The organism is Sphingomonas profundi, from assembly GCF_009739515.1.
GTDB lineage: Bacteria > Pseudomonadota > Alphaproteobacteria > Sphingomonadales > Sphingomonadaceae > Alterirhizorhabdus > Alterirhizorhabdus profundi.
The window spans coordinates 4,329,614-4,353,103 of sequence record NZ_CP046535.1 but is presented as its reverse complement, the minus strand read 5'-3'; the positions used below and the strand labels follow the sequence as shown (position 1 = coordinate 4,353,103).

Below are 23,490 nucleotides of genomic sequence, written 5' to 3'. Positions count from 1 at the left end.
GCGCGGCCGCCTACTCCGGAGGACCGTCACCCGGTCCGGCGTCCGCCAGCGTTCGGCGCGCGGCCTCGTAGATCGGATAATCGACTAGCGCGCCATCCACCCGGATCGCGGCGTGGCCCGCCCCCTCGGCGGCCGCGAAGGCCGCCACGATCCGCCGCGCGCGCGCCACGGCCTCCGGCGACGGCCGGAAAGCGGTGCGAACCGCGTCGACCTGCGACGGATGGATGCACAGCTTCCCTTGGAAGCCATGATCCCTGGAACGCGCGGCGGACGCGGCCATGCCGTCGGCATCGTCGACGCGAACCCAGACGGCATCGACCGGCGCCTCGAGCCCGGCCACCCTCGACGCCAGTACGATGGCCGACCGGTATGGCAGCAGTTCCTGCTCCTCACGGGACCATGTCAGCGACAGGTCCAGCGTGAAGTCGCCGGCGCCGAACGCCAGCCGCCTGACGCGGGACGACGCCGCAGCGATCTCGCTCACGCTACTGAGACCCGCCGCTGTCTCCAGCAACGGCACGATCTCGAGCGGGGGGCCCGCGTAGCCGACACGTCGCTCGACCTGTCCGAGAAGCCACTGCAACAATCGCACGTCTTCCGCGCTCTCGGCCTTCGGCAGGACGAGCCCGGTCGGGAGGCTTTCGGCGAGCGCCATGACATCGTCATGCGCGAAGTCCGTGGCAAGATCGTTGATCCGGACATAGCGCCCCGGCCGCGACGACGCTCGCAGCGCTGCGGCCACGGTGTCGCGTGCGGCCGGCTTGGCCGATTTCGCTACCGCATCCTCGAGATCGAGGATGACGGCGTCGGCGTGGCTGGCGAGAGCCTTCGCCATGATGGACGGCCGATCGCCCGGTGCGAAAAGCCACGTCCTGATCGCGGTCATTGGAACTTGCTCCCGCTTGTCCGTACAGCTTCCGCTCTTGCTTGTTGTCGGTGGTGAAAACAAGAAGTGTCTGCCTACCTTGATGAGTTGGTCGGCCCCCATCCTATGGCGTCGAGTGGTGCCATGGTGGTGCTGTCATCGACCATCAGCAGGAAGGAGTCGCCCACATGGAGATTGCCACGATCAGCCTTAACATCGCGAAAAAACGTCTCCCAGTTTCACGGCGTCGATGCGGAAGGTCGGGCGGTGCTGCGGCGAAAGGTCAAGCGGGACCGGCTACTCGCGCTGCTTGGCGGGATGGAGCCGTGCCTAATCGGCATCGAGGCGTGCGCGGCGGCGCATCAACGGGCGCGTTAGCTCCAGCCACTCACTTACGAGGTGCGATTGATCCCGCCAGCCTATGTACAAGCTTATATAAAGCGGAACAAATCGACCCGGTCAAGGCGATCTGCGAGGCAGTGAGGATCCCCCGGTTGCTTAAACAACCTAAGGGTGAGTTTTCGGCGTTCATTCGGCCGCCTTGGCGGCCGTTGCAGCAGCATGTTCGATCGGCGTCAGCCATCCTACACCGCTTTTCCAACGACGCTGCGCATCGCTGGAACCTTGAACGGTTCCGCCAAGCGCTGTGCGAGGACGGCTCTCGTTGTACAACCGATCACCACAAGACCCACGGTACCGGCGCGATTGACGAAGCGACGGTAGTCTATGGCTGGCATCCCTTGAGAGGGAGAGGGAAACGGATCCGCATCCATGAGCGGATCGTCAGGGCGTCCGGGGCGATAGCACGCGTAAGTCGTGTCGATACGTAAGTTGAGCGAACTCTGGAGATTCCGTTCTGGATGCTTGACGCCGCCGCGTGTGCGTCCAGTCGGCCCCCGACGGAGGCGACTGATCTTCCCTCGGTTCAGCGGACACGCTGGGTTAGCCGGTCATGCGTTGCTCGGCCTGTTCGGGGGTTAGATACCCGAGGGCCGAGTGCATGCGGTGGCGGTTGTAGTAGCCTTCGATGTAACCGAACAGCGCCTGTCGAGCTTCGGCCTGGGTCGGCCACCGGCATCGGTGGACCAGCTCGACCTTCACGGTGAGGAGGAAACTCTCCATCGGGGCATTATCGTAGCTGTTGCCGGTGCGGCTCATCGAGGGCACCGCACCGATTGCCGTCAGGTGATCGGCATAGGCGCCAGCAGCGTATCGCGACCCACGGTCGGAGTGGAAGATGAGGCCGGCCGCTGGTCGCTGCCGCTGGGCCGCCATCATCAGGCCGGCGAGCGGCAGCTCGGTCCGCATAGGCGACAGCGTCGAAGCGACCGCGGACCGAGCAGGAAGCGCCATCACCAACGGTGCCAATAAGGCTGGAAAGGCCATCTCGAACGGCGCCGACAAGGCGGCGGACGCCACCGGCAACATGCTCGAGAAGGCAGGCAAGAAGCTGAAGGACTAGCCGCTCGGTCCTACGCGGCTGGATCACTCATCCAGCCGCGTACCTTTCAAGTCTGATCGACCACCGCATCGATCCTTGACCCCATCGAAAGGGGCTCAGTTTGGCACGCAACGCTGCTTTCAACGGGTTTTCAAGTGGGATAACGGCGCCTGGGAGTCGATCGCCGGCAAGGATCCGCGCAAGACCATCCCCGAGGGGCATCTCCACTTCATCCTTCACGGCCATCGCATGAAGGGCGAGTGGATCATGATCCGCCTGAAGCCACGCGGCCGCGAAAAGGGCGAGAACTGGCTGCTGCGCAAGGTTGCCGACGAGCATACCGGCGGCTCCGACGATCTCGTGACGACGCACCTCACCGGCGTCGAGAGTGGACTGACCATGGCCGAGATCGCGGCCGGCAAGAAACCGACGAAGAAGCAGGCGAGCGCTGCGAAGGCGGAGCCGCCGGCAGCATCCACTCCCGTGCCGGCACGTCGGACGAAGAATGCCAAGCCGGAAGGCGTCGCCCCGCCGTTCCGACCGGTCCAGCTGGCCACGCTCGTCGACCATGTGCCCGCCGGCAACGCCTGGCTGCACGAGATGAAGTATGACGGCTATCGCACGCTGATCTCGATCGGCGGCGGTGATGGCCGCGCGCACACGCGCTCGGGCCTCGACTGGACCGACAAGTTCGCGCCCGTCGTCGCGGATGCCGCCACGCTCGATGTCTCCTCGGCACTGCTCGACGGTGAGGCGGTCGTGCTCGATGCCGAGGGCCGGACCAGCTTCCAGGCGTTGCAGAATGCACTGAAGGAAGACCCTGGCTCGATCCTGTACTACGCGTTCGACCTGCTCGCGCTCGACGGCGAGGACCTGACGAACCGGCCGCTGACCGAACGCAAGGAGAAGCTCGCCGCGCTGATCGGCTCGGGCACGTCCAAGATCCGCTACTCCGATCACATCGTCGGCCGCGGTGAGGAGCTGTTCGGCACCTTCTGCGAGGCCGGCCTTGAGGGCGTCATCTCCAAGCGAGCCGATGCGAAGTACGTCGGCTCGCGCTCGGGCAGCTGGGTCAAGACCAAGTGCATCAAGCGCCAGGAGTTCGTGATCGTCGGCTGGACCCCGTCGGACAAGCAGCGCGGATTCCGTGCGCTGCTGCTCGGGGTCAACGAGGATGGCAAGCTGCGCTACGCCGGCAAGGCCGGTACCGGCTACACCGCCGACGAGATCGACAAGCTGATGGGGCTGATGGCGCCGCTCGAGGTCAAGACGCCGACCGTCGAGGCGCCACGCGCGGCGGTGCGCGGCGCCCACTGGATCCAGCCCAAGCTCGTCGCCGAGATCGCGTTCATGGAGGTCACCGGCGACGGCGTGCTGCGCCACTCGAGCTATCTCGGGCTGCGGCTCGACAAGAAGGCGGAAGCCGTCGTCGTCGAGAAGGAGGCACCGGTCGCCGAGGTCGAGGCCACCGCCACGGCACCGGCGGCAACCAAGGTTCGCGTCACCAACCGCGAGCGCGTGATCTTCCCTGAGGGCAAGATCACCAAGGGGGAGCTCGCCGACTATTACCAGACGGTGTCGGGGATCATGCTGCCCTGGGCCGGCAGCCGGCCGATCAGCCTGGTCCGTTGCCCGCAGGGACGCGGCAAGAAATGCTTCTTCCAGAAACACGACGCCGGCAGCTTCGGCGATCACGTCCACCATGTCGGCATTCGGGAAAAGGACGGGCACGACGAAGACTATCTGTTCGTCGACGATGCCGAGGGGCTGGTCACCTGCGTCCAGATGGGCACGATCGAGTACCACGGCTGGGGCGCGCGCATCGAGGATGTCGAGAAGGCCGACCGGCTGGTGTTCGATCTCGATCCGGACGAAGGCCTCGACTTCAAGGACGTCATCTCGGCGGCGTTCCACGTCCAGGAGCTGCTCGGGCAAATGGGGCTGGTGACCTTCCCGATGGTGACCGGCGGCAAGGGCGTCCACGTCATCGCGCCGCTCACACCCCAAGCCGAGTGGCCGGCGGTTAAGGACTTCGCCCACCGCTTCGCGCAGGTGCTGGCGCAGACCGAACCCGACCGGTTCACGGCAGCTCTCGCCAAGGCCAAGCGGACGGGACGGATCTTCGTCGACTATCTGCGCAACCAGCGCGGCGCGACCGCGGTCATGCCATACAGCGCGCGGGCCCGCGAACATGCGCCGGTGGCGGTGCCGATCACCTGGGAGGAGCTGCGGACGCTTGACGGCGCCTCGCGCTGGCATGTCGGCGACGCGGCGGAGCTGCTGAAGCGGGCGGCGTCGAAGGATCTGATCGGCTGGGGGCGCGCCGACCAGGTGCTGCCGGACCTGTAGGATGAAGATCGCCACCTACAATGTGAACGGCATCAACGGCCGCCTCCCCGTCCTCCTCCGCTGGCTCGAGGAGGAGCAACCCGATATCGTCTGCCTACAGGAGCTGAAGGCGCCGGACGAGAAGTTCCCGGAAGTGCCGATCCGCGATCTCGGCTACGACGCGATCTGGCACGGTCAGAAGAGCTGGAACGGTGTCGCCATCCTCAGCCGCGTCGGCAAGATCCACGAGACCCGTCGCGGGCTGCCGGGCGATCCCGGTCCCGCGCAGAGCCGTTACCTCGAAGCCGCCGTCAACGGCGTGCTGATCGCCGGGCTCTATTTGCCCAACGGCAATCCGCGGCCCGGGCCCAAGTTCGACTACAAGATGGCCTGGTTCGACGCGCTGATCGAACACGCCGCAGCGCTGTTCGCCTCTGGCGCGCCGGTGGTGCTTGCCGGCGACTTCAACGTGATGCCGACCGAGCGGGACGTCTACAAACCCGAGCGCTGGACCGAGGACGCGCTGTTCGCACCTGAGGTCCGTGCGGCGTTCTTTCGGCTGCTGGAGCAAGGCTGGACCGACGCGCTGCGGACCATCCATCCGGATGAGACGATCTACACCTTCTTCGACTATTTCCGGAATGCCTATGCGCGGAATGCCGGCCTGCGCATCGATCACTTCCTGCTGAGCCCGGCGCTGGCCAAGCGGCTGGTCGACGCCCAGGTCGACCGCGAGGTGCGCGGCTGGGAGAAGACCAGCGACCACGCGCCGGTCTGGATCGAGCTCGCCGACGACGCGAAGCCACCGGCCTCGGCGCGGCGAAAAGCCAAGGCAAGGCCCGCCTCCTCCACCTGATCGGCGAACTTGACGGAGTGTTACGCAACGCCTCTGTCGCAACGGACTGGACATGGTATGTTCCGAGGCATGCCGGTCATGACAGCTTCAAAAACGGACTTTGCAGCGGCGCCGTGTGACGATGAGCCGCAGGTCGACTTCGTCGTCGTCGATGTCGAGACCGCATGCTCACGTGTCAGCAGCATCTGCCAGATCGGGATCGTCGGCTTTCGGGATGGTTCGGAGGTGTTCGCGTACGAGAGCCTCGTAGATCCGTGCGATGAGTTCTCGTCGTTCAACACGCGAATCCACGGCATCAGCTGCGATCACGTCGTTGGGCAACCCACCTTTGCGCACATCCACGCAGTCGTCGATGGCCATCTCTCAGGGCGGACGACCGTAGCGCACTCCTTTTTCGATAAGGGAGCGCTCGCCGCCGCCTGCCGCGTGCATCGGCGCGAGATGATCGAGACGACATGGCTCGACAGCGTGCGGGTCGCCAAGCGCGCCTGGCCCGACCTTCCCAGCCACCGGCTGAATGTGCTCACCCGCTTCCTCGGGGTCCGCCACAAGCATCATGATGCATTGAGCGATGCTCGTGCCGCCGGAATGGTGATTGTGAAAGCGATGGATCACACCGGGATCGATCTGGCCACTTGGCTGAAGCCAGCGCATCCGCGCGGCGGTCCGGCACCGAAAGCGGCAGCAGATGGCCCCCTCAAAGGGCATCGCGCCGCAATCCTGGGCGCGCCACGTGACGGCGCTCTGGGTCTTTGGTTGGCTGGGATGGGTGCCCGGGTTGTCGCGTCGGTCGGCACGACGTCCACGATGTTCGTTATCAGCAAGGATCAGCCGTTTGGCAGGTTCGCTCATGCCAGCGCCGATTATCGGCGCGCCGAGGAGCTACGACGCAACGGCTCCGCAATCGAGATCGTGACCGAAGACGATCTTCGAGCGCGCTTCTCCCTTGATACGGCCGTCGCAGCATAGGCGTACGCATCTTTCGTACTCGAGCGCAGATCAGCACCTCGAAATTGCCTCTCGGATCGGACATGCTGGCCTCATGGCTACCGACAAACACACCGTCGCCTTCATCGTCGACCAGCTCTCCGCAGCCGGTGACGTTTCGGCCAAGCCGATGTTCGGAGAACATGGCCTATACTGCGCCGGCAAGATGTTCGGGATGATCTGCGACGGCCAGCTCTTCATCAAGCCGACCGCAGGCGGACGGGCGTTTGCCGGGAGCATCGAGGAAGCCCCACCCTATCCCGGCGCAAAGCCATGCCTGCTGGTCGATGCCGATCGGTGGGACGACAGCGACTGGCTGGTCGAGCTCGTCCGGATCACGACCACGGAGCTGCCTCTTCCCAAGCCGAAGGCGCCTCGCAAGCCGAAGTCAGGCTAAGCCGGGGCGCAGGCGGTAGCGCCCACTTACCGCAGCTGGCTGTCCTTGCTGCCGCGCCGGTTGAAGGCGGAAAGCGTCGGACGGCTGTTGCGCTCCGACTGGCATTGTACGCACGTGCGCACGCCATTGAGGGCGCGGCGGCGGGCCTCGGGGATCTCGTCGCCGCACTCCGTGCAATGCGTCTCCCCATCCCCCGCCGGTATGCGCGATCGTGCGAACAGAACGGCGTCGGTGACCGTGTCGTCGATCTGATCCTGGATCGCGCCATCCCTTGTCCAACCGCCTGCCATCTCGTCCGTCCGTTCTGGTGTTCCTCAGGCCTGGAAGATGGGCAGGCAGCGGGTACAATCCAACCGCCCAGGAGCTATGGGCCACGGCGGCGTTTATCGGTGCGCTGCCTGAGCCCGCTTCAAGTAGCCACCTGGAACCCCAGGCGAAGAGACCGTAGCAATGGCGCGAACCTTGAGGAGATGCCGATGTCCGACGATTACGCCCATGGGCGGCGTGATGGTCTGCGGCTGGCCCTGGCAATCCTCGCAGCGGAAGAAGCCAGGTGGTCGGCATTGCTCGGCGAAAGCCCGTCATGGCGAACCAACGCCGCGCGCGAGGTCCGGCACAAGACATTCCAGGTAGCGCAAAGCCGGGTGCAGACCGCGCTCAATCGGGTCACGCCCAACGACGATCCTGCGATCGACGCGGAGCTGGCCTCAGCTCTCAAGAAGGTCGGGCTCTAGCCACCGGAGGAGGTGCAATCTCGCGCACCATCGTCGATCTCCTTGGATATTGCCCCGAGAGATCGAGAAGATCGCGCGTTGAAGAAGAAAAATGATGATGATGCTGAACGACATCCTGATACCGACCCACACCCAGATGCTGGGGGCGCTTTCAGCGTGGCTCGGCAAGGCCGAGGAAACATTGAGCGACGGAGCGCGGGCGCTACTCACCGCCCGCCTCGCTCCCGACATGTTCCCGCTCTCGATCCAGATCCGGTTCGCGTGCGTGCAGGCGCAGGAGGGGGTGTTCCGGCTGCGGCAGGAGACGTTCCCGACCTCGATCGCGGTTCTGCTGGACGAAGGCCGCAACGCGTCCGAGCATCCTGGCTCCATCGCCGACGCCCGCGCCAGGATCGCCGAGACCCTGACGCTCGTGCAGGCGATCGCCGCGGACACGCCGGGGATCGATCCGGCGACGCCGATCGCCCACGCCCTGCCGCAAGGCATGGTGTTCGACCTTACCGCCGAACAATATGTCCGCGACTGGGCGCTCCCCCAATTCTACTTCCACGTCATGACCGCCTACGCCATCCTGCGCGCGCAAGGCGTCGAGCTGGGCAAGCCCGACTATGTCGCGCACATGTTCGCGTACTTGCGGCCCGGCACAGAGCCTTCGCGGTAGGGCGACCAATTCTGCGTCAAGCCACTCCCCTCGTCGTCCGCAATTGCAGGCGGGTCGTTGCACCGGAACGAAATATCCGGCGTTAGGTCGTCAGCCATTCCCGCAGTGAGACCAACATGAAGACTGTGACGCTCCCAGGCGGAGAGACGGTGCCCGCGCTCGGCCAGGGCACCTGGATGATGGGCGAGCGACACGAACGCCGCGCAGCCGAGACTGCAGCGCTGCGCACGGGCGTCGAACTCGGCATGACGCTCATCGATACGGCCGAGATGTATGGGGACGGCGCGGCCGAAACCCTGATCGGCGAAGCGCTCGTCGACGTGCGCGACCAGCTGTTCCTGGTCAGCAAGGCCTATCCGCAAAATGCCTCGCGCAAACGTCTCGGCGGCGCCTGCGAGGCGAGCCTGAAGCGGCTCGGCACCGATCGGCTCGACCTGTACCTGCTCCACTGGCGCGGGTCAGTGCCGCTCGGCGAGACCGTCGAGGCGATGGAAGCCCTGAAGGCCGAGGGCAAGATCCGGCACTGGGGCGTCAGCAACCTCGATAGCGACGACATGGAAGAGCTCGTCGCGGCGGACGGAGGCGCCTGCGTGACCGACCAGATCCTCTACAATCTCACGCGGAGGGGCGCCGAACACGACCTGCTGCCCTGGCTTGCGGAGCATGGCATCCCGACCATGGCGTACAGCCCGGTCGAACAGGGACGACTCCTTGCCGATCGCACCCTTTCCAAGGTCGCAACGACGATCGGCGCGACCCCGGCGCAGGTCGCACTTGCCTGGGCAATGCGCCACGACGGCGTGATCGCCATTCCGAAGGCAGGCTCGGTTGCTCATGTGCGAGAGAACCGCGCGGCTGCGGATCTCGTCCTCTCGGATGCCGATCTTGCGGCACTCGACGCGGCTTTCCCGCGCCCGCGCACTCGTCGCCCGCTCGAGATGCTGTGAGCTTTCGGCGATGACTGTCTTCTTCACCGCCGACACGCACTTCGGCGATCACCGCACGATCAACATTCACCGTCGCCCGTTCACCGATGTGGCGGCCATGGACGCGGCGATCATTGCCGGCTGGAACGAGGTGGTCGGTCCCGAGGACGAGAGCTGGCACCTTGGCGACGTGGCGCGCCGGTCGGCGGACGTGCCGGCCCTGCTCGCCCGGCTCAACGGCACCAAACATCTCGTCCGCGGCAACAATGACGATCCTGGGACCAGCGAAGCCGCCGGCTGGGCAAGCGTTCAGGACTATGCCGAACTGACGCACCACGGCGTCCTGCTGGTGCTTTGCCATTACCCGTTCAGGAGCTGGAACGGGCAGCATCGCCGCTCGATCAACCTGCACGGCCATAGTCATGGCAAGCTGAAGCCGTTGCCGCGCCAGTTCGACGTCGGGGTAGATGCGCGTCATTTCCGGCCCACGACGCTCGCGGCGCTCGTCGGGCGGGCCTCGGTCGACGTCGACCCTGGCGAGAACCTCGCTCGGCAGAACCCGCCAACACGATCGCGTGAGGCGGCGGCATGAGGGCAGACGCCCACCCGGTCACGCCGGACGGCCACTATTTCGTGGTTCGCGGGCGCCTCTGGCGGCGATCGAACCCGAGCCTGCCGGAAGAGCAGCGCGCCGCTTTGGTGAGCGAACTCATGACGGCGAGACGGGCGGTAGGAGCCGCGTTGCGTGCCGCCGACAAGGCGCACCTTGCCGAGGCACGTGCTCAGGTCGATCGCGCCAAGGTCGCGCTCGGCGAGCGCGGGCCAGTTTGGTGGCAGGACGGCTCGCCCGATCTCAATCGCCATCTGGTCGTCAACACGCCATATGCCGGCTGGCTGAGAGAGCAGGATAGCGCACTATGACGAACGACCCGCTCCCCGAGCTGCCGGCCGATGCGTTTTTGAAGCAGGATCCGGATGACGATCTCGCCTTCTATGCTCCCGCACGCCTAGTCACGCATATTGACGAAGGAGCGGTGACGGCGCTGACCGCGTGTTATCGGGAGCGGCTCCCCGAGGACAGCCAAGTGTTCGACCTCATGTCGAGCTGGGTCAGCCACCTGCCCTCCGACCGCTCCTACGCCGCTGTCGTCGGTCACGGCATGAACGCCGAAGAGCTCGCCGCCAATCCAAGGCTGGATCGCTGGTTCGTGCAGAATCTCAATCGCGAGACATCACTGCCGCTGGACGATCAATCGTTCGATGCCGCGCTCTGCTGCGTCGGCGCGCAATATCTGCAGCAGCCGGTCGCGGTGTTCGCCGAGGTACGCCGGGTGTTGACGCCGGGCTCCCCGTTCATTGTCAGCTTCTCGAACCGTTGCTTTCCGACCAAGGCCGTCGCCATCTGGCGGTCGCTCGACACGAACGGACATGCCGCGCTGATCCGGCTCTACTTCGAGCGCGCCGGCTTCCGCGACATCACGGTCGAGCTTCTTGCCGATGGTCGTGCGAGCGACCCTCTGGTCGCTGTGATCGGCAGCGCCTGACCAGCCCGAGCGGCCGTCGGTACACCCTTGGAGGGCGGCGAAGGCGAACCTGGCTATCCTTGGCTGTGGACGACCTGCCGGCGTCGACGAGTATTTATGGCAGAGAGCGTCGTGGGGGCGACCTGATCCTTCCAGTGGTCAGCGGCTCTTCCGTTCCCGCCGTTCCTCGTGATCCGCCGTGACATCCAGATCCTTCGCAAGCTGCTCCAGCGCGCGGCGAGCGCCCAGGCGCTCAAGTCCGTCCCGATGATCCACCGATCGTGGTAGGGCGCTCCGCGCCCGCGCCAACCTCGCGGCAGCCCTGAGGGTTTCGGAATCCACGGCCGTTGATCCTCCGATCGTTGCTTATGGTAGCTGTACCGCAGCATAGCATTACAGCAGGGACAATATCGACTCCCATAGCGTCGGCCCGGACAGACCGGCATGTCCGTATAGCCGCTAATGCAGGTTGGCGCTGGCGAGCTCGCTGAGAGCGGAAGCAACGATCCCCCATCGTTGCATACCGTGCCAATCGCTCTTCTCCTGCAGACCGAGCATGTAATCATCGGCCCATGCGACTGCGTCACTTGCGCCCAGATCAGCGATCAGTTCAGCGGCAATTGCCCATGCCTCCTGCTGATCAGCCCCGTCGTCGGCGTCGGTGCTGCCACCACCAAACAGAGCAGTGCGAGCGAGCTTTCTTCTCGACATGGTCAATCGTCCGTCGGCAGTTCGTCGGGCCAGAAGTCGATGTCTTCGGCTGCTTGTACGACGTGTTGCTTTCGATCGCACCGCGGCAGGACGGGCGCCTCCCCATCGAACCCGATCCTGATCGCTGCTCCAGGCCGCGTGGCTTCCTGGAACACCGCCTGAAGCTCGCGGCCATTGCGGAGCATACCGCCGATCCAGGGCGCGCGATCCGCCGTCAGATAGCCGATCTGGATACGACGAACGCTGAAGACGGCGATGGCGTTCGGGTCGACCGGGTTCTTGGGCTCGGGCACGAGCTTGATCGGCTCACCCGGCGCACAGAGCAGGATCTCGAAACGTCTATTGCCTCCATCCTCATTGGGATGATCGGCACCGACGACGTGGAGGCTCAGCTGCTGCATCGGCGCCGTCCGTCAGCTCAAGGTCCGGCCGAACCACAGCACCCGTCCGACGATATCGATCCGGCTGAGCTGGACGTCCTGCCAGCTTGGATATTCCGGATTGTCGCTCTTGATCGAGATACCCTTGCCCGCCGGCTGGCGCGCCAGGCGCTTGACCATCAGGCTGTCGTCCAGCCGCAGGACGTAGATTCCGTCACGGATCCTCCCCGCGCCATCCTTTCGGTCGACGATCACGTCGTCACCATCCGCCAGCGTCGGCACCATGGAATCGCCTTTCACGCGGATGATCGACAGCCCATCCGCCGACCCCTTGGCGAGCTCGCGCAGCCAGCGCGGATCGAACCCGATCGTGGTCCGGCGCGCCTCGCCGAAATCGGCGGCTCCATAGCCAGCCGACGCATAGACATCGAGCACCGGCACCTGCTGCAGCGTCGGCTTCTCCCAGTCCTGCGGACCGCCCAATAGCGACTCCTTCACGCCGAAGTAGGAGGCGAGCAGCCGCCGGTCTTCTTCGCGCAGATGCTTGGGTGAGCCACGTTTAATATACTGCTGAATATAGGCCTCGTTGCGACCGAGCAGGCGCGATAGCGCCGCGTAGTCCTCGCGGCGCTCGTCGATGAGGCGCTGGAGCGCCGCGCGAGGGGTTTCGATTTCCGCGAGCATCATAGGAAACGTCCTAGACAAGAGCGGCGATGGTATGGAACATAAGGGGAACGATGTAAAGCGAGTCGGTGCCGTGGAAAGCGAATTGCTGCGACAGATCGAGGAATATCTCGCCCGCGTGGGGCTCAGCCCGACACGGTTCGGGAGGATCGTCGTGCACGATCCCCGCTTCGTGTTCGACCTGCGCGCAGGAAGACGTCCTAGGCGCCGCGTACATGGTCGGGTTATCGCCTACCTCGCGGCTCATCACGCCTGATTTACCGCACCCCGTCGGCCCACCGGCGTTCACCGCTGCCCCCAGGCAGTCATGACCTTTCGGATGTATGCTGGTGTCTCGCTGTTCGCCGGAATGCCGCGCGAGCGCAGCACCGCCGCAGGACCGGCATTGTAAGCGGCAAGCGCAAGGCTCACCGAACCAAACTTGTCGAGCATGGCGCGCAGGAAGCGGGCGCCCCCCTCGACATTGGCTCGCGCGTCGAACGGGTTCAGGACTCCGAGCGCCTTGGCTGTGGCAGGCATTAGCTGCGCCAGCCCGATCGCTCCAGCCCGGCTGACCACGAACGGCTGATAGGCCGACTCCACCTCGACAAGCGCCTCGAGCAAGCCGCTCGGAAGCGCGTGACGCATCTCGGCCGCGCGGATGAACGCCAGCACGCGAGCGCGAGCGTCCGCCAAGCGGTAAGACTGCTTTAAAAGGGGCGCCTGAGGGAGCGACCGCGCGGTCCTGGTTGGTGCGGACAACGTCGGACCGCCGGTCCGATGTTCGACAAGCTGGAAGCTCGGTGGCATCTCGACATCGCGACCGGCTCCGCCGGGATCGACATCATCGGCAGCCGGCGCCGTCTGGGCAGCGGCTGCACACGGCATGACACAAAGGAGCGCGATCGCGCTCAACGGCAGGGATAAGGGGTGGATCATCCGGTCCTCGCATGGCTCTTCCCTTCCTCCTCGAATCAGAACATAGTGCGAACAATCTGCTGTAGGAAAGCGGCAGATGCGGCTCGGGAGAGGAGGCGGCGGCCCGGGCTCGCAATTGGACCTGCGAGACGCCGATGACCTTCCACGACCATCACTTTTCTTCAGCGCGCGAGAGCGGGCGCGCCATCGTCGAGGCGCTCGGCGGAATATGGCGCAACGATCGCGGCATGTGCCGCTGCCCCGCGCATGGTGATCGTACCCCGTCGCTGAGCGTACGGCTCGGCCGCAAGCGGCTGTTGCTGCACTGTTTCGCCGGATGCGAGACGCGGGCGATCCTCGATGCGCTGCACGCATTGCGATTGTCGGGATCGGCGAGCTGGACGCCGGTCGAGATCGATCGCAGCGCCGATGATCGAAGCCGCGAGGCAGCTCAGCGGCTCTGGTCGGCGTCGCAAGCTGGCGAAGGATCGCCCGTTGCACGCTATCTGGCTGCGCGCGGTCTCGCGCCGACCTCCGCCCTGCGGTTTCACCCCAGGACGCCGCTCGGGCAGAAGCCGCTCACCCGCTTCGTGCCCGCGATGATCGCGTCCGTCACGGATGCGACGGGGCTGATCGCGGTTCACCGCTCGTTCCTGTCCGATGATGGCTGCGGGCTGACGAACCTCGAACTGCGGCGCGCAGCGCTGGGACGACTCGGTGCCGGCTTGGTTCGGCTTGTTCCCCCAGCGAAGCGGCTCGGTCTCGCCGAGGGCATCGAGACGGCTCTCTCCGCCAGCCGCCTGTTCGACGTGCCGTGCTGGGCGACGCTGGGCACCGAGCGCTTCGCCCGCATCGACCTGCCGTCGTGCGTCGAACAGATCGTCCTCTTCCTCGATCATGATGCCGGCGGGCGGCGCGCGGAGAGGCTGGCACGCGAGCGCTTTGGCGAGCGCGTCATCGAAGCGCGCTATCCCCCTGTCGAGGGCGACGACTGGAATGACGTTCTGCGGCGCTGATCGGCGTGGCGAAGAGGAAAGGCAGCGGGGCGGCAGCGCCCTGGTGCCGGCGATTGGGCCGGCGGGGCCGGAGAGTCCTCATGCCCGCACTCGCGTCTATTTCCCCGCCCGTCCCGGAGCCGGTGATCAAGGTGGCCCATGCGCTCGCTCGCTACCTGCGCGCCGACGAGCCGATCGACAACCGGCTGGTCCGGCAGCTGTTCGAAGCGGCCTGCAGCGCTGGCGCTGCGCAGCGTCGAACGATCCGCCACGCCTATGACGCGCTCGAGCTTGCGCAGATCCTTGTGCTCGCTGCGCCCGATCGGTCGCCGCCTCCCGCGCCTGCCGACGTGCTCGCCGATCTTGTCGGCTTCACCAAGCGCCTGCCTACTCAGAGCGTCCGCACCGAAGAGCAGCTCGCGCTCCAGCAATTCTCAACGCCGGCACCGATCGCCTGGCTGCTCGGACAGGCCGCCGCGCTGACTCCCGACGACACGCTGCTCGAGCCTTCGGCGGGAACGGGGATGCTGGCCTGGCCGGCAGCGCGCGCCGGCGCTCGGCTCCTCCTCAACGAAATTGATCCGGTGCGGCGGCTCTGCCTGATCGAGGCGTACCCGCAGGCGCTCGTGACCGGCCACGACGGCGAGTTGATCGACGACCTGCTGCCTCCCGACCTCCGCCCGACGATCATCATCATGAATCCTCCGTTTGCGCGTTCCGAAGGTCGCGGCGAGGATCGCCACGCGGCCGATCGCCACCTCATCGGCGGCGCCAAGCGCCTAACGGCCGGCGGCAGGATGGTCGCGCTGATGCCTACCGGATCCAGCCGTGACGTTCTCGGCCCAGCCTGGACCTGCCGGCTCGACCTCACGCTGGCCCGCGGTCTCTATGCCAAGCATGGCACGGGCATCGCCGTCCGCTTGTTCGTCTGGGACAAGGTCGCCTGTGCCGCGACCCCGATCGTCGCGGAGGCGGATACCCTCGCCATGGCCCTGTCGCTGATCGATCGGGTGGTGCCCCGCGCCGTTCGCGGGACATCGCCACCCACGCCGCCCGCCCCGGCTCGTCCTCCTCGCGCGTCGCTGTTCCGCAGCAGCTCGCCGCACCCCCGTGCCGCGCCGTCGCCGCGACCCGAGCAGCTCGACCGCGCCGCTCGACCGCTGCGCGTGATCCCGCTCGACGAGCCGTGCCCGACCGGAAATCCTGTCGGCATCTACCTGCCGTGGCGGCCCAGCCGGCTTCGCCTGCCCGATGCGCAGGACCATCCGACCCCGCTCGTCGAATCGCTGGCAATGGGCTCGATCGCCGCGCCGCAGCCAGCCTACGCCCCGCTGCTCGCCGACGCGATCATAACCGGCGGCGAGCTGTCGGCCGCACAGCTCGAGACCCTGGTCTATGCGGGCGCTGCCTTCGAGCGCGACCTGCCCGGCCGGTTTCGGCCTGCGCAGGAGGGCGCTACGCTGGAGATAGCCGACGATGGCGCGGCCTATGCAGCGGGCTTTTTCCTCGGCGACGGCACGGGCGCCGGCAAAGGTCGGCAGGTCGCCGGGATCATCCTCGACCAGTGGGAGCGCGGACGCCGCCGCCACATCTGGCTGAGCAAGAACGAGGCGCTGCTCGAGGATGCCCGACGCGACTGGAGCGCGCTCGGCGGCATGGCACTCGACGTGCAGCCCTTGTCCCAGTGGAAGCTCGGCACGCCCGTGACCTTGGATGCCGGCATCCTCTTCGTGACCTACCCGACGCTCCGATCGGGCCGCGAGAACGCCACCCGCCTCCAGCAGATCCTCGGCTGGGCCGGTGAGGATTACGACGGGGTGATCGCCTTCGACGAAGCGCACGCGCTGGCGAACGCGGCCGGCGGCGAAGGCTCGCGTGGACGTGTGAAGGGCTCGGAGCAGGGCGTCGCGGGGCTGCGCCTGCAGAACCACCTGCCTCGAGCCCGCATCCTCTACGTCTCGGCAACCGGCGCTTCCGACGTCGCGAACCTCAGCTACGCGACCCGGCTCGGCCTCTGGGGTCCCGGTACGGCCTTCGCCGACCGCGAGGCATTCATCACGGGCGTCCGCAAGGGCGGGATCGCGGCGATGGAGCTGGTCGCGCGCGACTTGAAGGCGCTCGGCCTCTACACTGCCCGCGCGCTGTCCTTCGCCGGCGTCGAATATGATCTGCTCGAGCACAAGCTCAGCCCCGAGCAGGTCCAGACCTACGACGCCTATGCCGAGGCCTGGGCGATCATCCATCGCAACCTCACCGCCGCGCTGGAACAGACGCGCGTGATCGACAGCGTCTCCGGCGCCACGCTGAACGCCAATGCCACGTCGGCTGCGCTGTCCCGCTTCGAGAGCGTGAAGCAGCGCTTCTTCGCGCAGCTGCTGCTGTCCGCGAAGCTCCCGAGCCTGCTGCCGTCGATCGAGGCCGACCTCGCACGCGGCGACGCTGTCGTCGTGCAGCTGGTCTCTACCGCCGAAGCCATGCTCGCACGGCGGCTGGCCGAACTCTTGCCCGATGAGCGGGAGGCTCTCGAGATCGACCTCAGTCCCCGCGAATATGTGATCGACTATCTGCTCGGTGCCTTCCCGACCCGACAGATGCGCGTCTTCACCGATGCGGAGGGAATCACGCGCTCGGAACCCATGGTCGATGACGACGGCCGTCCGGTCCACAGCCAGACAGCGATCGCCGCACGCGAGACGCTCGTCGAGCAGCTCTGCGCGCTCCCGCCGATCGCGACCGCGCTCGATGCAATTCTGGAGCGCTTCGGCGCGCGCAATGTGGCCGAGGTGACCGGCCGGACCCGCCGGCTGGTCTCGGACAATAATGGCGTACAGCGCCTCGAACGCCGCACGCCCAGATCGAACCTCACCGAGTCACAGGCCTTCATGGACGGCACCAAGAAGCTGCTGGTGTTCAGCGATGCCGGTGGCACCGGGCGCAGCTACCATGCCTGCCTCAAGGCCCCGAACCAGGCCCGGCGGATACACTATCTGCTCGAGCCGGGATGGCGCGCCGATGCCGCCATCCAGGGCCTGGGTCGAACGCACCGCTCCGCGCAGGCCTCGGCACCCCTGTTCCGACCGGTCACCACCGATGTCCGCGGTGAGCGGCGGTTCATCTCGACCATCGCTCGCCGTCTCGACACGTTGGGGGCGCTGACCAGAGGGCAGCGGCAGACGGGCGGCCAGAACCTTTTCGATCCCGCCGACAATCTCGAAAGCGATCATGCCAAGGACGCGCTCACCGCCTGGTACCGCCTGCTCTACGCCGGCAAGCTCCAGTCGACGACGCTGGACGATTTCGAGGACCGGGCCGGCCTGCGGCTACAGGCCGAAGGCGGCGGCCTGCGTGAGGACCTGCCGCCCATCCAGCGCTGGCTGAACCGCCTGCTCGCCTTTCCGATCGCGCTCCAGAATGCGATCTTCGACGAATATCTCGGACTGATCGAGGCACGGGTCGAGGCGGCGCGAAAAGCCGGGACGCTCGACCTCGGCGTCGAGACGCTGGCGGTCGAACGGCTGACTGTCGAACAGGATCGGGTGATACGGACCGATCCGGCGAGCGGCGCCACGACCCACCTGCTTGACCTCGCGTTGGAGCGTCGGCCGCGACCGATGCTGGTCGACGACGTGCTGCGCTTAGCCGAGCGCCGCGATGCCTGCTTCCTGATCAATCATCGGTCAGGCCGCTGCGCACTCCGCCTCGACGGACGAAGCGTGCTCAACGAGGATGGCATCGCCTGCCCGCGCTACGAGATCCTCCGGCCGCTGCGCCGCCAGCGCATCGACCGCGACGCCTTCGCGGACACGCGTTGGACTGTCACCACCGCCGCTGTGTTCACGTGCGCCTGGCAAGCCGAGGTTGACGAGCTGGTTGCTTCGACCTCGACCGAGACCATCCACCTGGTCACGGGGCTGTTGCTGCCGATCTGGGACGCGCTTCCCGATGAGCTCGCGCAGGTGGTGCGCGTGGTCGACGATGGCGGGCAGTCGCTGCTCGGCCGCCAAGTCCCGACGCTCGCGCTTCCCGAGCTTGCCAGTCGTTTCGGCTTCGACGCACCGGTGATCGGCTCCGAGGACCTCGTCCGCGCCGTGCTGGACGGCGGCCGAGCCATGCCGGTTCGGGCCGGGCAGCCGCTTACGCTCAAACGCTCTCTCGTCGGCGGTTCGCAGCGGCTCGAGCTCACGGGCTTCGAGCCGGCCCGCCTGCCGGAGCTGAAGGCGTTGGGCTGCTTCGTCGAGATCATCCGCTACCAGACCCGGCTCTTCGTGCCGGTGCCGCACGCAGCGGAGATCATGGCCACGCTGGCGATGTGAGCCGGCGCGACGCTCGACAGGCCGAGCTTCATCCGCTATTTAGGTGTTAGCACTAGAAGGATCGAAGCATGGAACGCGCGATCACCGCCAGCGACGCCAACCAGCGTTTCTCCGAGATGCTGCGCGAGGTCCAGGACGGCGAGACCTTCGTCGTGACCTCGCGCGGTCGGCCCGTGGCAAAGGTCACCCCCGTCGACGCTCTCGAGCAGCAGGGTCCGGCCGTCGATGCGCTGCTCGACTTTGTCGAGACCCTGCCCCGCCGGCATGCGGGCGCCTGGCGGCGCGAGGATCTCTACGAGTGACCCGCGTCGCGTTCGACACGAACGTTCTCGCCTACATCGCCGGAGTTGACCGCCACGCCGACGATGCCGCCAAGATCGAGGCAAGCCGGGCGCTGCTCAGGCAGCTGCGCGGCCGGGCGACCCTGCTCGTTCCGGTCCAGGCGTTGGGCGAGCTCTACGTCGTCCTGACCCGCTCGGGCGCATCCCGCGAGGAGGCGCGCGACACCGTGCTGCGCATGGCGCAGGCGTTGGCAAGCCTCGACAGCAGCAGGTCGGCCTTTCTGTCGGCGCTCGATCTCGCTACCACGCACAAGCTCCAGATGTGGGACGCGCTGATCCTCAACGCGGCGGCCGAGGCGGGCTGCACCCTCCTCCTGTCGGAGGACATGGCCGATGGCTTCACTTGGCGCGGAACGGCTGTGGTGAACCCGTTCGCTGCCGCGATCGATGAGCGTCTGACCCGCCTCACCGCCTGACGCGGACATCTCCGAACCCATCGTCGACAAGAGGAAAGGAGGCGTCGGGGGACGCGAGCCGGCGCAGCTGCGCCCGAGGCTCGTCACCCAAGGAGTCCGACGATGATCCAGACCATAAAGCTCTCGCAACTCGTGCCGTCGAAGCGGAATGTCCGTCGCCGCAGCGACGCCGCGGCCGATGCTCAGCTCCGCGCCGACATCGAGGCGCGCGGGCTGCTGCAGAACCTGATCGTCACCGCCAACAAGAAGCCACGCGGCACGTTCGCGGTCGAAGCAGGCGGCCGACGCCATGCGGCGCTGAAGACGCTTGCCGACGAGGGCAAGATCGCCCCCGACTTCGACGTCCCCTGTCTCGTGCTGGACGACCTCGGCAGCGCCGTCTCGGAGGCGAGCCTCGCGGAGAACTTCCAGAAGCTCGCGCTCAACCCCGCCGACGAATGCCTCGCCTTCCAGCACTTTGTCGAGCTCGGCTCGGACGTCGACGGTGTGGCCCGGCGTTTCGGCGTCACAGTACGGTTCGTCGAAGGCCGGCTGCGCCTCGCCAGTCTCACGCCGGTCGTGTTCCAGGCGCTCGCCGACGGCGAGATCACGCTCGACATCGCCAAGGCCTATGCGTCCACCCCTGATCGCGAGCGGCAGGCGCATGTCTTCGACCAGCTGAGCCGCGGCTATGGCGGCGCGCATCCCGACAGCATCCGCCGCATGATGACGCAGGCAACCGTCTCCGCGGCCGATCCGCGCGCGCGGCTGGTCGGCGAGGACACCTATCTCGCGGCGGGCGGGCGCATCGATCGCGACCTGTTCGCCGACGATAGCTCGACACGCTGGCTCGACATCGCCATCCTCGAACGGCTCGCCAACGAGAAGATGGACGCCGCAGCATCGGCGCTCGCTGCCGAGACCGGCTTCGCCTGGGTCCGCCCGACCCTCGACCGGTATGTCGACTGGCAACAGACCGACGGTCTGCAGCGAGTCGAGCTCGAAGCGCCAGCACTAACCGATGCCGAGCAGGAACAGGTCGCAGTGCTCGAAGCCGAGGCCGCGTCCAAGGTCGCACTGCTGGAAGACGAGGAGAGCAGCGAGGAAGAACGTGACCGCGCCGAAGCCGACCTCGAAAAGCTCGAACAGGCGATCGAGGCGATCACCGACAAGCCGCCGGTCCTCGGCGAGGACCTACGACCGACGGTCGGCGCGTTTCTCGTCCTTGGGGCCGACGGTCAGCCCCGCCTGCACCAGACCCTCTACGCCGAGCGGGTGGATCAGCCCGACGGCGACATTGACGCGGGCGAGGAGCCGGAACCCGGACCCCGCGCGCTTGGCCTATCGCAGCGCCTGACGGACGAACTGGCTATCCAGCGCCGCGACATCCTGGCCGTCCATGTCGCCGCCGACCCTGATTTCGCGCTCGACCTCGCCATCTTCCTCATGGTCGACCGCAAGCCCGGACACGGCGTCGAGCGATACGCCTCCTCGCTCAGCGCGCGGCCGCCGCAAGATCCGGTCGTCGGCTTCAAGACTCCGGGGGCGGCGGCGACCCTCGCCCGGGTCGAGGCCGCCGAGGCGCTCGACCGCAGCTGGACGGCCATGGATACCGTGGAAGCTCGCTTCGACGCCTTCCGGGCGCTCGGTCCCGAGCAGCGGGCAGCTTGGCTCGGCCAAGCGGTGGCGGCGTCGCTCGAAGCCACGATCGCCGGTACGGGCGCAAGCACCTGCCGCTTCCATGACCATCTCGGCAACCTGCTCGGGATCGACGTCGCGGCCTGGTGGCGGCCGACCGCGGCCAACTTCTTCGACAAGGTCACCAAGCCCGTGATGTTTCAGACCCTGACCGAGATCGACGGTCCGGCGCTCGAGGCGCGCTACGGAAACGCCAAAAAGGCCGACCTCGCCGCCGCTTGCGAGAGGATCTGCGCGGGCGACTTCATCGGCGAGGTCGGCACCAAGGCGGCAGCGCGCACCTGGCTGCCGGCTGCGATGCGCTTCGATGCCGTCGCGGCATCGGCGGTCACCTGCGTCGACGCCGCCGTGCCGGACCAGGGCGACATCGCCGCAGATCATAAGGAGCTTCCTGAGCGCTACGCTGCCTGACCGGATCGTCTGACCTGGGGCGGCCTCGACAGGGGTCGCCCCTTTGTCTGCGCGTTCGCGGGAGAGGGGAGACGGCTGTCGCCGGGGCGAGCCGATCCGGCTCGTTCCGAAAAGGAGATGCGCGATGCGCCAAGTCCGATCCGCCAGTGCCCCGACCAGCCCCGCCGAGACGATTACCAAGACCATCATCGAGCGTCTGGAGGCGGGAGTGAGACCCTGGCGCCAACCCTGGACCGGAGGGTCCGTGTCCCGACCGCTGCGGGTTTGCGGGACGCCCTATCGCGGGATCAACGTCATCTGGCTGTGGATGGCCGCCCAGGCGCGCGGCTTCGCCTCGCCAACCTGGATGACTTATCACCAGTCGCAGTTGCTCGGCGGCCAGGTACGCAAGGGCGAGCGCGGCACCATCGCAATTTTCTACAAAAGCTACACCAAGACCGTGGAGGACGCCGCTTCGGGCGAAACCGAGGATGAAAGCCGCCGCGTGTTGAAGAGCTTCACGGTCTTCAACGTCAACCAGATCGACGGATTGCCCGAGCGGTTCCGTCCCGAGCCAGTCGAGCTGCCCGAACCGACCGCGCGCGACGATGCGCTCGACGCGTTCTTCGCCGCCATCCCCGCCGCCGTCCGTCATGGCGGAGGCGAAGCCTATTACCTGCCGAGCGCCGACGAGATCACGATGCCCGAGATCGCGGCGTTTCGCACCCGCGACCTCTATCGGTCGACGCTCGCCCATGAGCTCGCGCATTGGACCGGGCACGAGCGGAGGCTCGCACGAACCTTAAGCGGACGGTTCGGCAGCGACGCCTACGCCATGGAAGAACTGGTCGCCGAGCTGGCATCCGCCATGGTCGGTGCCGAACTCGGGCTGCCGGTCGACCACCTCGACGATCATGCGAGCTATCTCGCCTCCTGGCTCAAGGTGCTGAAGGCGGACAGCCGCGCGATCCTCACGGCGGCTGCCAAGGCGGAAGAAGCCTCCACCTACCTGCTGGGTCTCGGCCGTCCCAACATCGCCGAACCCGCGCTGCTCGCCGCCTGAAGCGCCATTGCCGGCGTGCAGACGACCGAACCGCGTCGCCGCCGGCCTGCCCCGGGAGACACCCCAATGACCTATGATGTCGGCTACCGCTTTGCACAGGCGCTCGATCCGAGCGGCCTCGACACCATCGCTGCCTGCCTTCACGCCATCCAGGCAGCTGCAAAGGATTGCCGCAACGCCGGCAAGCCATTCGAAACCGATCCTGCCGTGGTCCTGCTCGCGCAACATCTCGGCCGTATCGCGACCGACAGCATGCCGGACCGAACCGGACTGCGCGCGCTGTGCGGCGCGGCGCTCGCCGAAATCGCGCGGACGCCGCTGCTGACGCTTCTCGCCACGCGCGGCGTCGCTCATGACGCCGACGCCAAGCGAACCTTCCACACCGAAGCGCGTCGTGCGCTGAAGCGGCTGGCGGAAGCGCTGCAGCTCGCGCCTGGTACGTACGAGGTTCGCGTCTGCGCCGGTGGCCCCGCCGTCTCGGGCGAAGTCATCCTGCACGCCGACGAGTTTTACGTGCAGGTCTCGATCGGCGGCTACGGCCGGGGCGAGATCCTGTTCCGCCGCTGCCGCGGCCGCTCCGATTATGCCGGTGAGCGCAACCACTGGGCCCGCATTGCAGAGCTGCTCGAACCGACCTTGCTGGCCCGCCGGATGGCGCACGAACTCCGTCTGGCGCTCCTGCCCGAGGTCCAGCCGCGGCTCGTCGCGTGAGACATCGGTCGGGAGGTCAAAGCGACCCGGACAGGCGGCGCGGCAGAGGCCCTCTACCCGCCGGCGGTCCGCGCGCAACCCGCCCGCCTGCGGCCCGTGTTGCCTCGCGTGGTTCCCCGCGAGGCTGCCCGCGCCAGCCTTGCCGGGGGGTGGCGCCGCGTTCCTGATGCCGCCGGGAGGAGGGCTTGCGTCGC

Annotated in this window: 24 protein-coding genes and 1 pseudogene; 18 read left to right on the top strand and 7 right to left on the bottom strand. The window is 66.9% G+C overall.

Annotated features, from left to right (window positions below):
- Positions 1 to 10 precede the first annotated feature (10 nt).
- On the bottom strand, positions 11 to 886 hold the full coding sequence (locus tag GNT64_RS20585) for an HpcH/HpaI aldolase/citrate lyase family protein (RefSeq protein WP_156681189.1): 876 nt from the start codon (positions 884 to 886) through the stop codon (positions 11 to 13).
- Between the two features lie 921 nt (positions 887 to 1,807).
- Positions 1,808 to 2,173 (bottom strand): annotated as a pseudogene (locus tag GNT64_RS20580) (integrase core domain-containing protein); the annotation flags it as partial.
- A 400-nt stretch (positions 2,174 to 2,573) separates the two neighbouring features.
- Between GNT64_RS20580 and ligD the strand changes: the two are divergent.
- The 4 genes from ligD (at position 2,574) to GNT64_RS20560 (ending at position 6,874) form a co-directional block, all read left to right on the top strand.
- Entirely contained in the window at positions 2,574 to 4,655 is a 2,082-nt protein-coding gene (ligD, locus tag GNT64_RS20575) for a DNA ligase D (protein ID WP_231639128.1), read from the top strand.
- Position 4,656: 1 nt separating this feature from the next.
- Complete coding sequence (gene xth, locus GNT64_RS20570) at positions 4,657 to 5,490, top strand: exodeoxyribonuclease III (RefSeq protein ID WP_156681187.1); 834 nt, start codon at positions 4,657 to 4,659, stop codon at positions 5,488 to 5,490.
- 78 nt (positions 5,491 to 5,568) lie between these two features.
- Positions 5,569 to 6,459: an exonuclease domain-containing protein gene (locus tag GNT64_RS20565; RefSeq protein WP_156681797.1), complete on the top strand. Its 891-nt coding sequence runs from the start codon at positions 5,569 to 5,571 to the stop codon at positions 6,457 to 6,459.
- Between the two features lie 73 nt (positions 6,460 to 6,532).
- Positions 6,533 to 6,874, top strand: a complete 342-nt coding sequence (locus GNT64_RS20560; RefSeq protein WP_156681186.1) for a TfoX/Sxy family protein — start codon at positions 6,533 to 6,535, stop codon at positions 6,872 to 6,874.
- A gap of 26 nt (positions 6,875 to 6,900) precedes the next feature.
- Here GNT64_RS20560 and GNT64_RS20555 read toward each other — a convergent pair whose 3' ends face one another.
- Positions 6,901 to 7,164 (bottom strand): DksA/TraR family C4-type zinc finger protein, encoded by a 264-nt coding sequence (locus GNT64_RS20555; RefSeq protein ID WP_156681185.1) that lies wholly within the window; start codon positions 7,162 to 7,164, stop codon positions 6,901 to 6,903.
- 186 nt (positions 7,165 to 7,350) lie between these two features.
- On the opposite strand from GNT64_RS20555, the gene GNT64_RS20550 reads away from it, so the two are divergent.
- The 6 genes from GNT64_RS20550 (at position 7,351) to GNT64_RS20525 (ending at position 10,739) form a co-directional block, all read left to right on the top strand.
- Positions 7,351 to 7,608 (top strand): hypothetical protein, encoded by a 258-nt coding sequence (locus tag GNT64_RS20550; protein ID WP_156681184.1) that lies wholly within the window; start codon positions 7,351 to 7,353, stop codon positions 7,606 to 7,608.
- Between the two features lie 97 nt (positions 7,609 to 7,705).
- Complete coding sequence (locus GNT64_RS20545; protein WP_156681796.1) at positions 7,706 to 8,269, top strand: DUF1993 domain-containing protein; 564 nt, start codon at positions 7,706 to 7,708, stop codon at positions 8,267 to 8,269.
- 116 nt (positions 8,270 to 8,385) lie between these two features.
- On the top strand, positions 8,386 to 9,216 hold the full coding sequence (locus GNT64_RS20540; RefSeq protein WP_156681183.1) for an aldo/keto reductase: 831 nt from the start codon (positions 8,386 to 8,388) through the stop codon (positions 9,214 to 9,216).
- 10 nt (positions 9,217 to 9,226) lie between these two features.
- The gene (locus GNT64_RS20535; protein WP_231639127.1) at positions 9,227 to 9,787 is read left to right on the top strand and encodes a metallophosphoesterase; all 561 of its coding nucleotides are present in this window, start codon (positions 9,227 to 9,229) and stop codon (positions 9,785 to 9,787) included.
- On the top strand, positions 9,784 to 10,116 hold the full coding sequence (locus GNT64_RS20530) for a hypothetical protein (RefSeq protein ID WP_156681182.1): 333 nt from the start codon (positions 9,784 to 9,786) through the stop codon (positions 10,114 to 10,116). The genes GNT64_RS20535 and GNT64_RS20530 overlap by 4 nt, the downstream gene beginning before the upstream one ends.
- A complete protein-coding gene (locus tag GNT64_RS20525) occupies positions 10,113 to 10,739 on the top strand; it encodes a methyltransferase domain-containing protein (RefSeq protein ID WP_156681181.1) in 627 nt (208 codons plus the stop codon). Before GNT64_RS20530 ends, GNT64_RS20525 begins: the two co-directional genes overlap by 4 nt.
- 438 nt (positions 10,740 to 11,177) lie before the next feature.
- Here GNT64_RS20525 and GNT64_RS20520 read toward each other — a convergent pair whose 3' ends face one another.
- From GNT64_RS20520 to GNT64_RS22125, 4 genes are all read right to left on the bottom strand, one after another.
- The gene (locus GNT64_RS20520; RefSeq protein ID WP_156681180.1) at positions 11,178 to 11,429 is read right to left on the bottom strand and encodes a hypothetical protein; all 252 of its coding nucleotides are present in this window, start codon (positions 11,427 to 11,429) and stop codon (positions 11,178 to 11,180) included.
- Between the two features lie 2 nt (positions 11,430 to 11,431).
- Positions 11,432 to 11,830: an HIRAN domain-containing protein gene (locus tag GNT64_RS20515; RefSeq protein WP_156681179.1), complete on the bottom strand. Its 399-nt coding sequence runs from the start codon at positions 11,828 to 11,830 to the stop codon at positions 11,432 to 11,434.
- Between the two features lie 12 nt (positions 11,831 to 11,842).
- Positions 11,843 to 12,493: a S24 family peptidase gene (locus tag GNT64_RS20510; protein WP_156681795.1), complete on the bottom strand. Its 651-nt coding sequence runs from the start codon at positions 12,491 to 12,493 to the stop codon at positions 11,843 to 11,845.
- A gap of 285 nt (positions 12,494 to 12,778) precedes the next feature.
- On the bottom strand, positions 12,779 to 13,147 hold the full coding sequence (locus tag GNT64_RS22125; protein ID WP_422396610.1) for a lytic transglycosylase domain-containing protein: 369 nt from the start codon (positions 13,145 to 13,147) through the stop codon (positions 12,779 to 12,781).
- A 105-nt stretch (positions 13,148 to 13,252) separates the two neighbouring features.
- Between GNT64_RS22125 and GNT64_RS22120 the strand changes: the two genes are divergently transcribed.
- From GNT64_RS22120 to GNT64_RS20470, 8 genes are all read left to right on the top strand, one after another.
- A complete protein-coding gene (locus GNT64_RS22120; protein ID WP_231639126.1) occupies positions 13,253 to 13,399 on the top strand; it encodes a hypothetical protein in 147 nt (48 codons plus the stop codon).
- Between the two features lie 146 nt (positions 13,400 to 13,545).
- Positions 13,546 to 14,406 (top strand): DUF7146 domain-containing protein, encoded by an 861-nt coding sequence (locus GNT64_RS20500; protein WP_231639125.1) that lies wholly within the window; start codon positions 13,546 to 13,548, stop codon positions 14,404 to 14,406.
- Between the two features lie 80 nt (positions 14,407 to 14,486).
- A complete protein-coding gene (locus GNT64_RS20495; RefSeq protein WP_156681177.1) occupies positions 14,487 to 18,698 on the top strand; it encodes a strawberry notch-like NTP hydrolase domain-containing protein in 4,212 nt (1,403 codons plus the stop codon).
- A gap of 68 nt (positions 18,699 to 18,766) precedes the next feature.
- Positions 18,767 to 19,000, top strand: coding sequence for a type II toxin-antitoxin system Phd/YefM family antitoxin (locus GNT64_RS20490; RefSeq protein WP_156681176.1), 234 nt, complete (start codon positions 18,767 to 18,769; stop codon positions 18,998 to 19,000).
- Positions 18,997 to 19,455, top strand: a complete 459-nt coding sequence (locus tag GNT64_RS20485; protein WP_156681175.1) for a PIN domain-containing protein — start codon at positions 18,997 to 18,999, stop codon at positions 19,453 to 19,455. The genes GNT64_RS20490 and GNT64_RS20485 overlap by 4 nt, the downstream gene beginning before the upstream one ends.
- A 102-nt stretch (positions 19,456 to 19,557) precedes the next feature.
- A complete protein-coding gene (locus GNT64_RS20480; protein ID WP_156681174.1) occupies positions 19,558 to 21,543 on the top strand; it encodes a ParB/RepB/Spo0J family partition protein in 1,986 nt (661 codons plus the stop codon).
- A gap of 124 nt (positions 21,544 to 21,667) precedes the next feature.
- Positions 21,668 to 22,585, top strand: coding sequence for an ArdC family protein (locus tag GNT64_RS20475; RefSeq protein ID WP_156681173.1), 918 nt, complete (start codon positions 21,668 to 21,670; stop codon positions 22,583 to 22,585).
- Positions 22,586 to 22,651: 66 nt separating this feature from the next.
- Positions 22,652 to 23,296, top strand: a complete 645-nt coding sequence (locus GNT64_RS20470; protein WP_156681172.1) for a hypothetical protein — start codon at positions 22,652 to 22,654, stop codon at positions 23,294 to 23,296.
- Positions 23,297 to 23,490: the final 194 nt, after the last annotated feature.

What these genes read in the sequence shown, in the direction of transcription:
- GNT64_RS20490 (WP_156681176.1), top strand. Translation starts at nt 18,767, where the DNA reads ATGGAACGCGCGATCACCGCCAGCGACGCCAACCAGCGTTTCTCCGAG.
- GNT64_RS20565 (WP_156681797.1), top strand. Translation starts at nt 5,569, where the DNA reads ATGACAGCTTCAAAAACGGACTTTGCAGCGGCGCCGTGTGACGATGAG.
- GNT64_RS20535 (WP_231639127.1), top strand. Translation starts at nt 9,227, where the DNA reads ATGACTGTCTTCTTCACCGCCGACACGCACTTCGGCGATCACCGCACG.
- xth (WP_156681187.1), top strand. Translation starts at nt 4,657, where the DNA reads ATGAAGATCGCCACCTACAATGTGAACGGCATCAACGGCCGCCTCCCC.
- GNT64_RS20555 (WP_156681185.1), bottom strand. Translation starts at nt 7,164, where the DNA reads ATGGCAGGCGGTTGGACAAGGGATGGCGCGATCCAGGATCAGATCGAC.
- GNT64_RS22120 (WP_231639126.1), top strand. Translation starts at nt 13,253, where the DNA reads ATGTTCGACAAGCTGGAAGCTCGGTGGCATCTCGACATCGCGACCGGC.
- GNT64_RS20530 (WP_156681182.1), top strand. Translation starts at nt 9,784, where the DNA reads ATGAGGGCAGACGCCCACCCGGTCACGCCGGACGGCCACTATTTCGTG.
- GNT64_RS20585 (WP_156681189.1), bottom strand. Translation starts at nt 886, where the DNA reads ATGACCGCGATCAGGACGTGGCTTTTCGCACCGGGCGATCGGCCGTCC.
- GNT64_RS20545 (WP_156681796.1), top strand. Translation starts at nt 7,706, where the DNA reads ATGATGCTGAACGACATCCTGATACCGACCCACACCCAGATGCTGGGG.
- GNT64_RS20560 (WP_156681186.1), top strand. Translation starts at nt 6,533, where the DNA reads ATGGCTACCGACAAACACACCGTCGCCTTCATCGTCGACCAGCTCTCC.
- GNT64_RS20480 (WP_156681174.1), top strand. Translation starts at nt 19,558, where the DNA reads ATGATCCAGACCATAAAGCTCTCGCAACTCGTGCCGTCGAAGCGGAAT.
- GNT64_RS20540 (WP_156681183.1), top strand. Translation starts at nt 8,386, where the DNA reads ATGAAGACTGTGACGCTCCCAGGCGGAGAGACGGTGCCCGCGCTCGGC.
- GNT64_RS20550 (WP_156681184.1), top strand. Translation starts at nt 7,351, where the DNA reads ATGTCCGACGATTACGCCCATGGGCGGCGTGATGGTCTGCGGCTGGCC.
- GNT64_RS20500 (WP_231639125.1), top strand. Translation starts at nt 13,546, where the DNA reads ATGACCTTCCACGACCATCACTTTTCTTCAGCGCGCGAGAGCGGGCGC.
- ligD (WP_231639128.1), top strand. Translation starts at nt 2,574, where the DNA reads ATGATCCGCCTGAAGCCACGCGGCCGCGAAAAGGGCGAGAACTGGCTG.
- GNT64_RS20495 (WP_156681177.1), top strand. Translation starts at nt 14,487, where the DNA reads ATGCCCGCACTCGCGTCTATTTCCCCGCCCGTCCCGGAGCCGGTGATC.
- GNT64_RS20470 (WP_156681172.1), top strand. Translation starts at nt 22,652, where the DNA reads ATGACCTATGATGTCGGCTACCGCTTTGCACAGGCGCTCGATCCGAGC.
- GNT64_RS20515 (WP_156681179.1), bottom strand. Translation starts at nt 11,830, where the DNA reads ATGCAGCAGCTGAGCCTCCACGTCGTCGGTGCCGATCATCCCAATGAG.
- GNT64_RS20510 (WP_156681795.1), bottom strand. Translation starts at nt 12,493, where the DNA reads ATGCTCGCGGAAATCGAAACCCCTCGCGCGGCGCTCCAGCGCCTCATC.
- GNT64_RS20520 (WP_156681180.1), bottom strand. Translation starts at nt 11,429, where the DNA reads ATGTCGAGAAGAAAGCTCGCTCGCACTGCTCTGTTTGGTGGTGGCAGC.
- GNT64_RS20475 (WP_156681173.1), top strand. Translation starts at nt 21,668, where the DNA reads ATGCGCCAAGTCCGATCCGCCAGTGCCCCGACCAGCCCCGCCGAGACG.
- GNT64_RS20525 (WP_156681181.1), top strand. Translation starts at nt 10,113, where the DNA reads ATGACGAACGACCCGCTCCCCGAGCTGCCGGCCGATGCGTTTTTGAAG.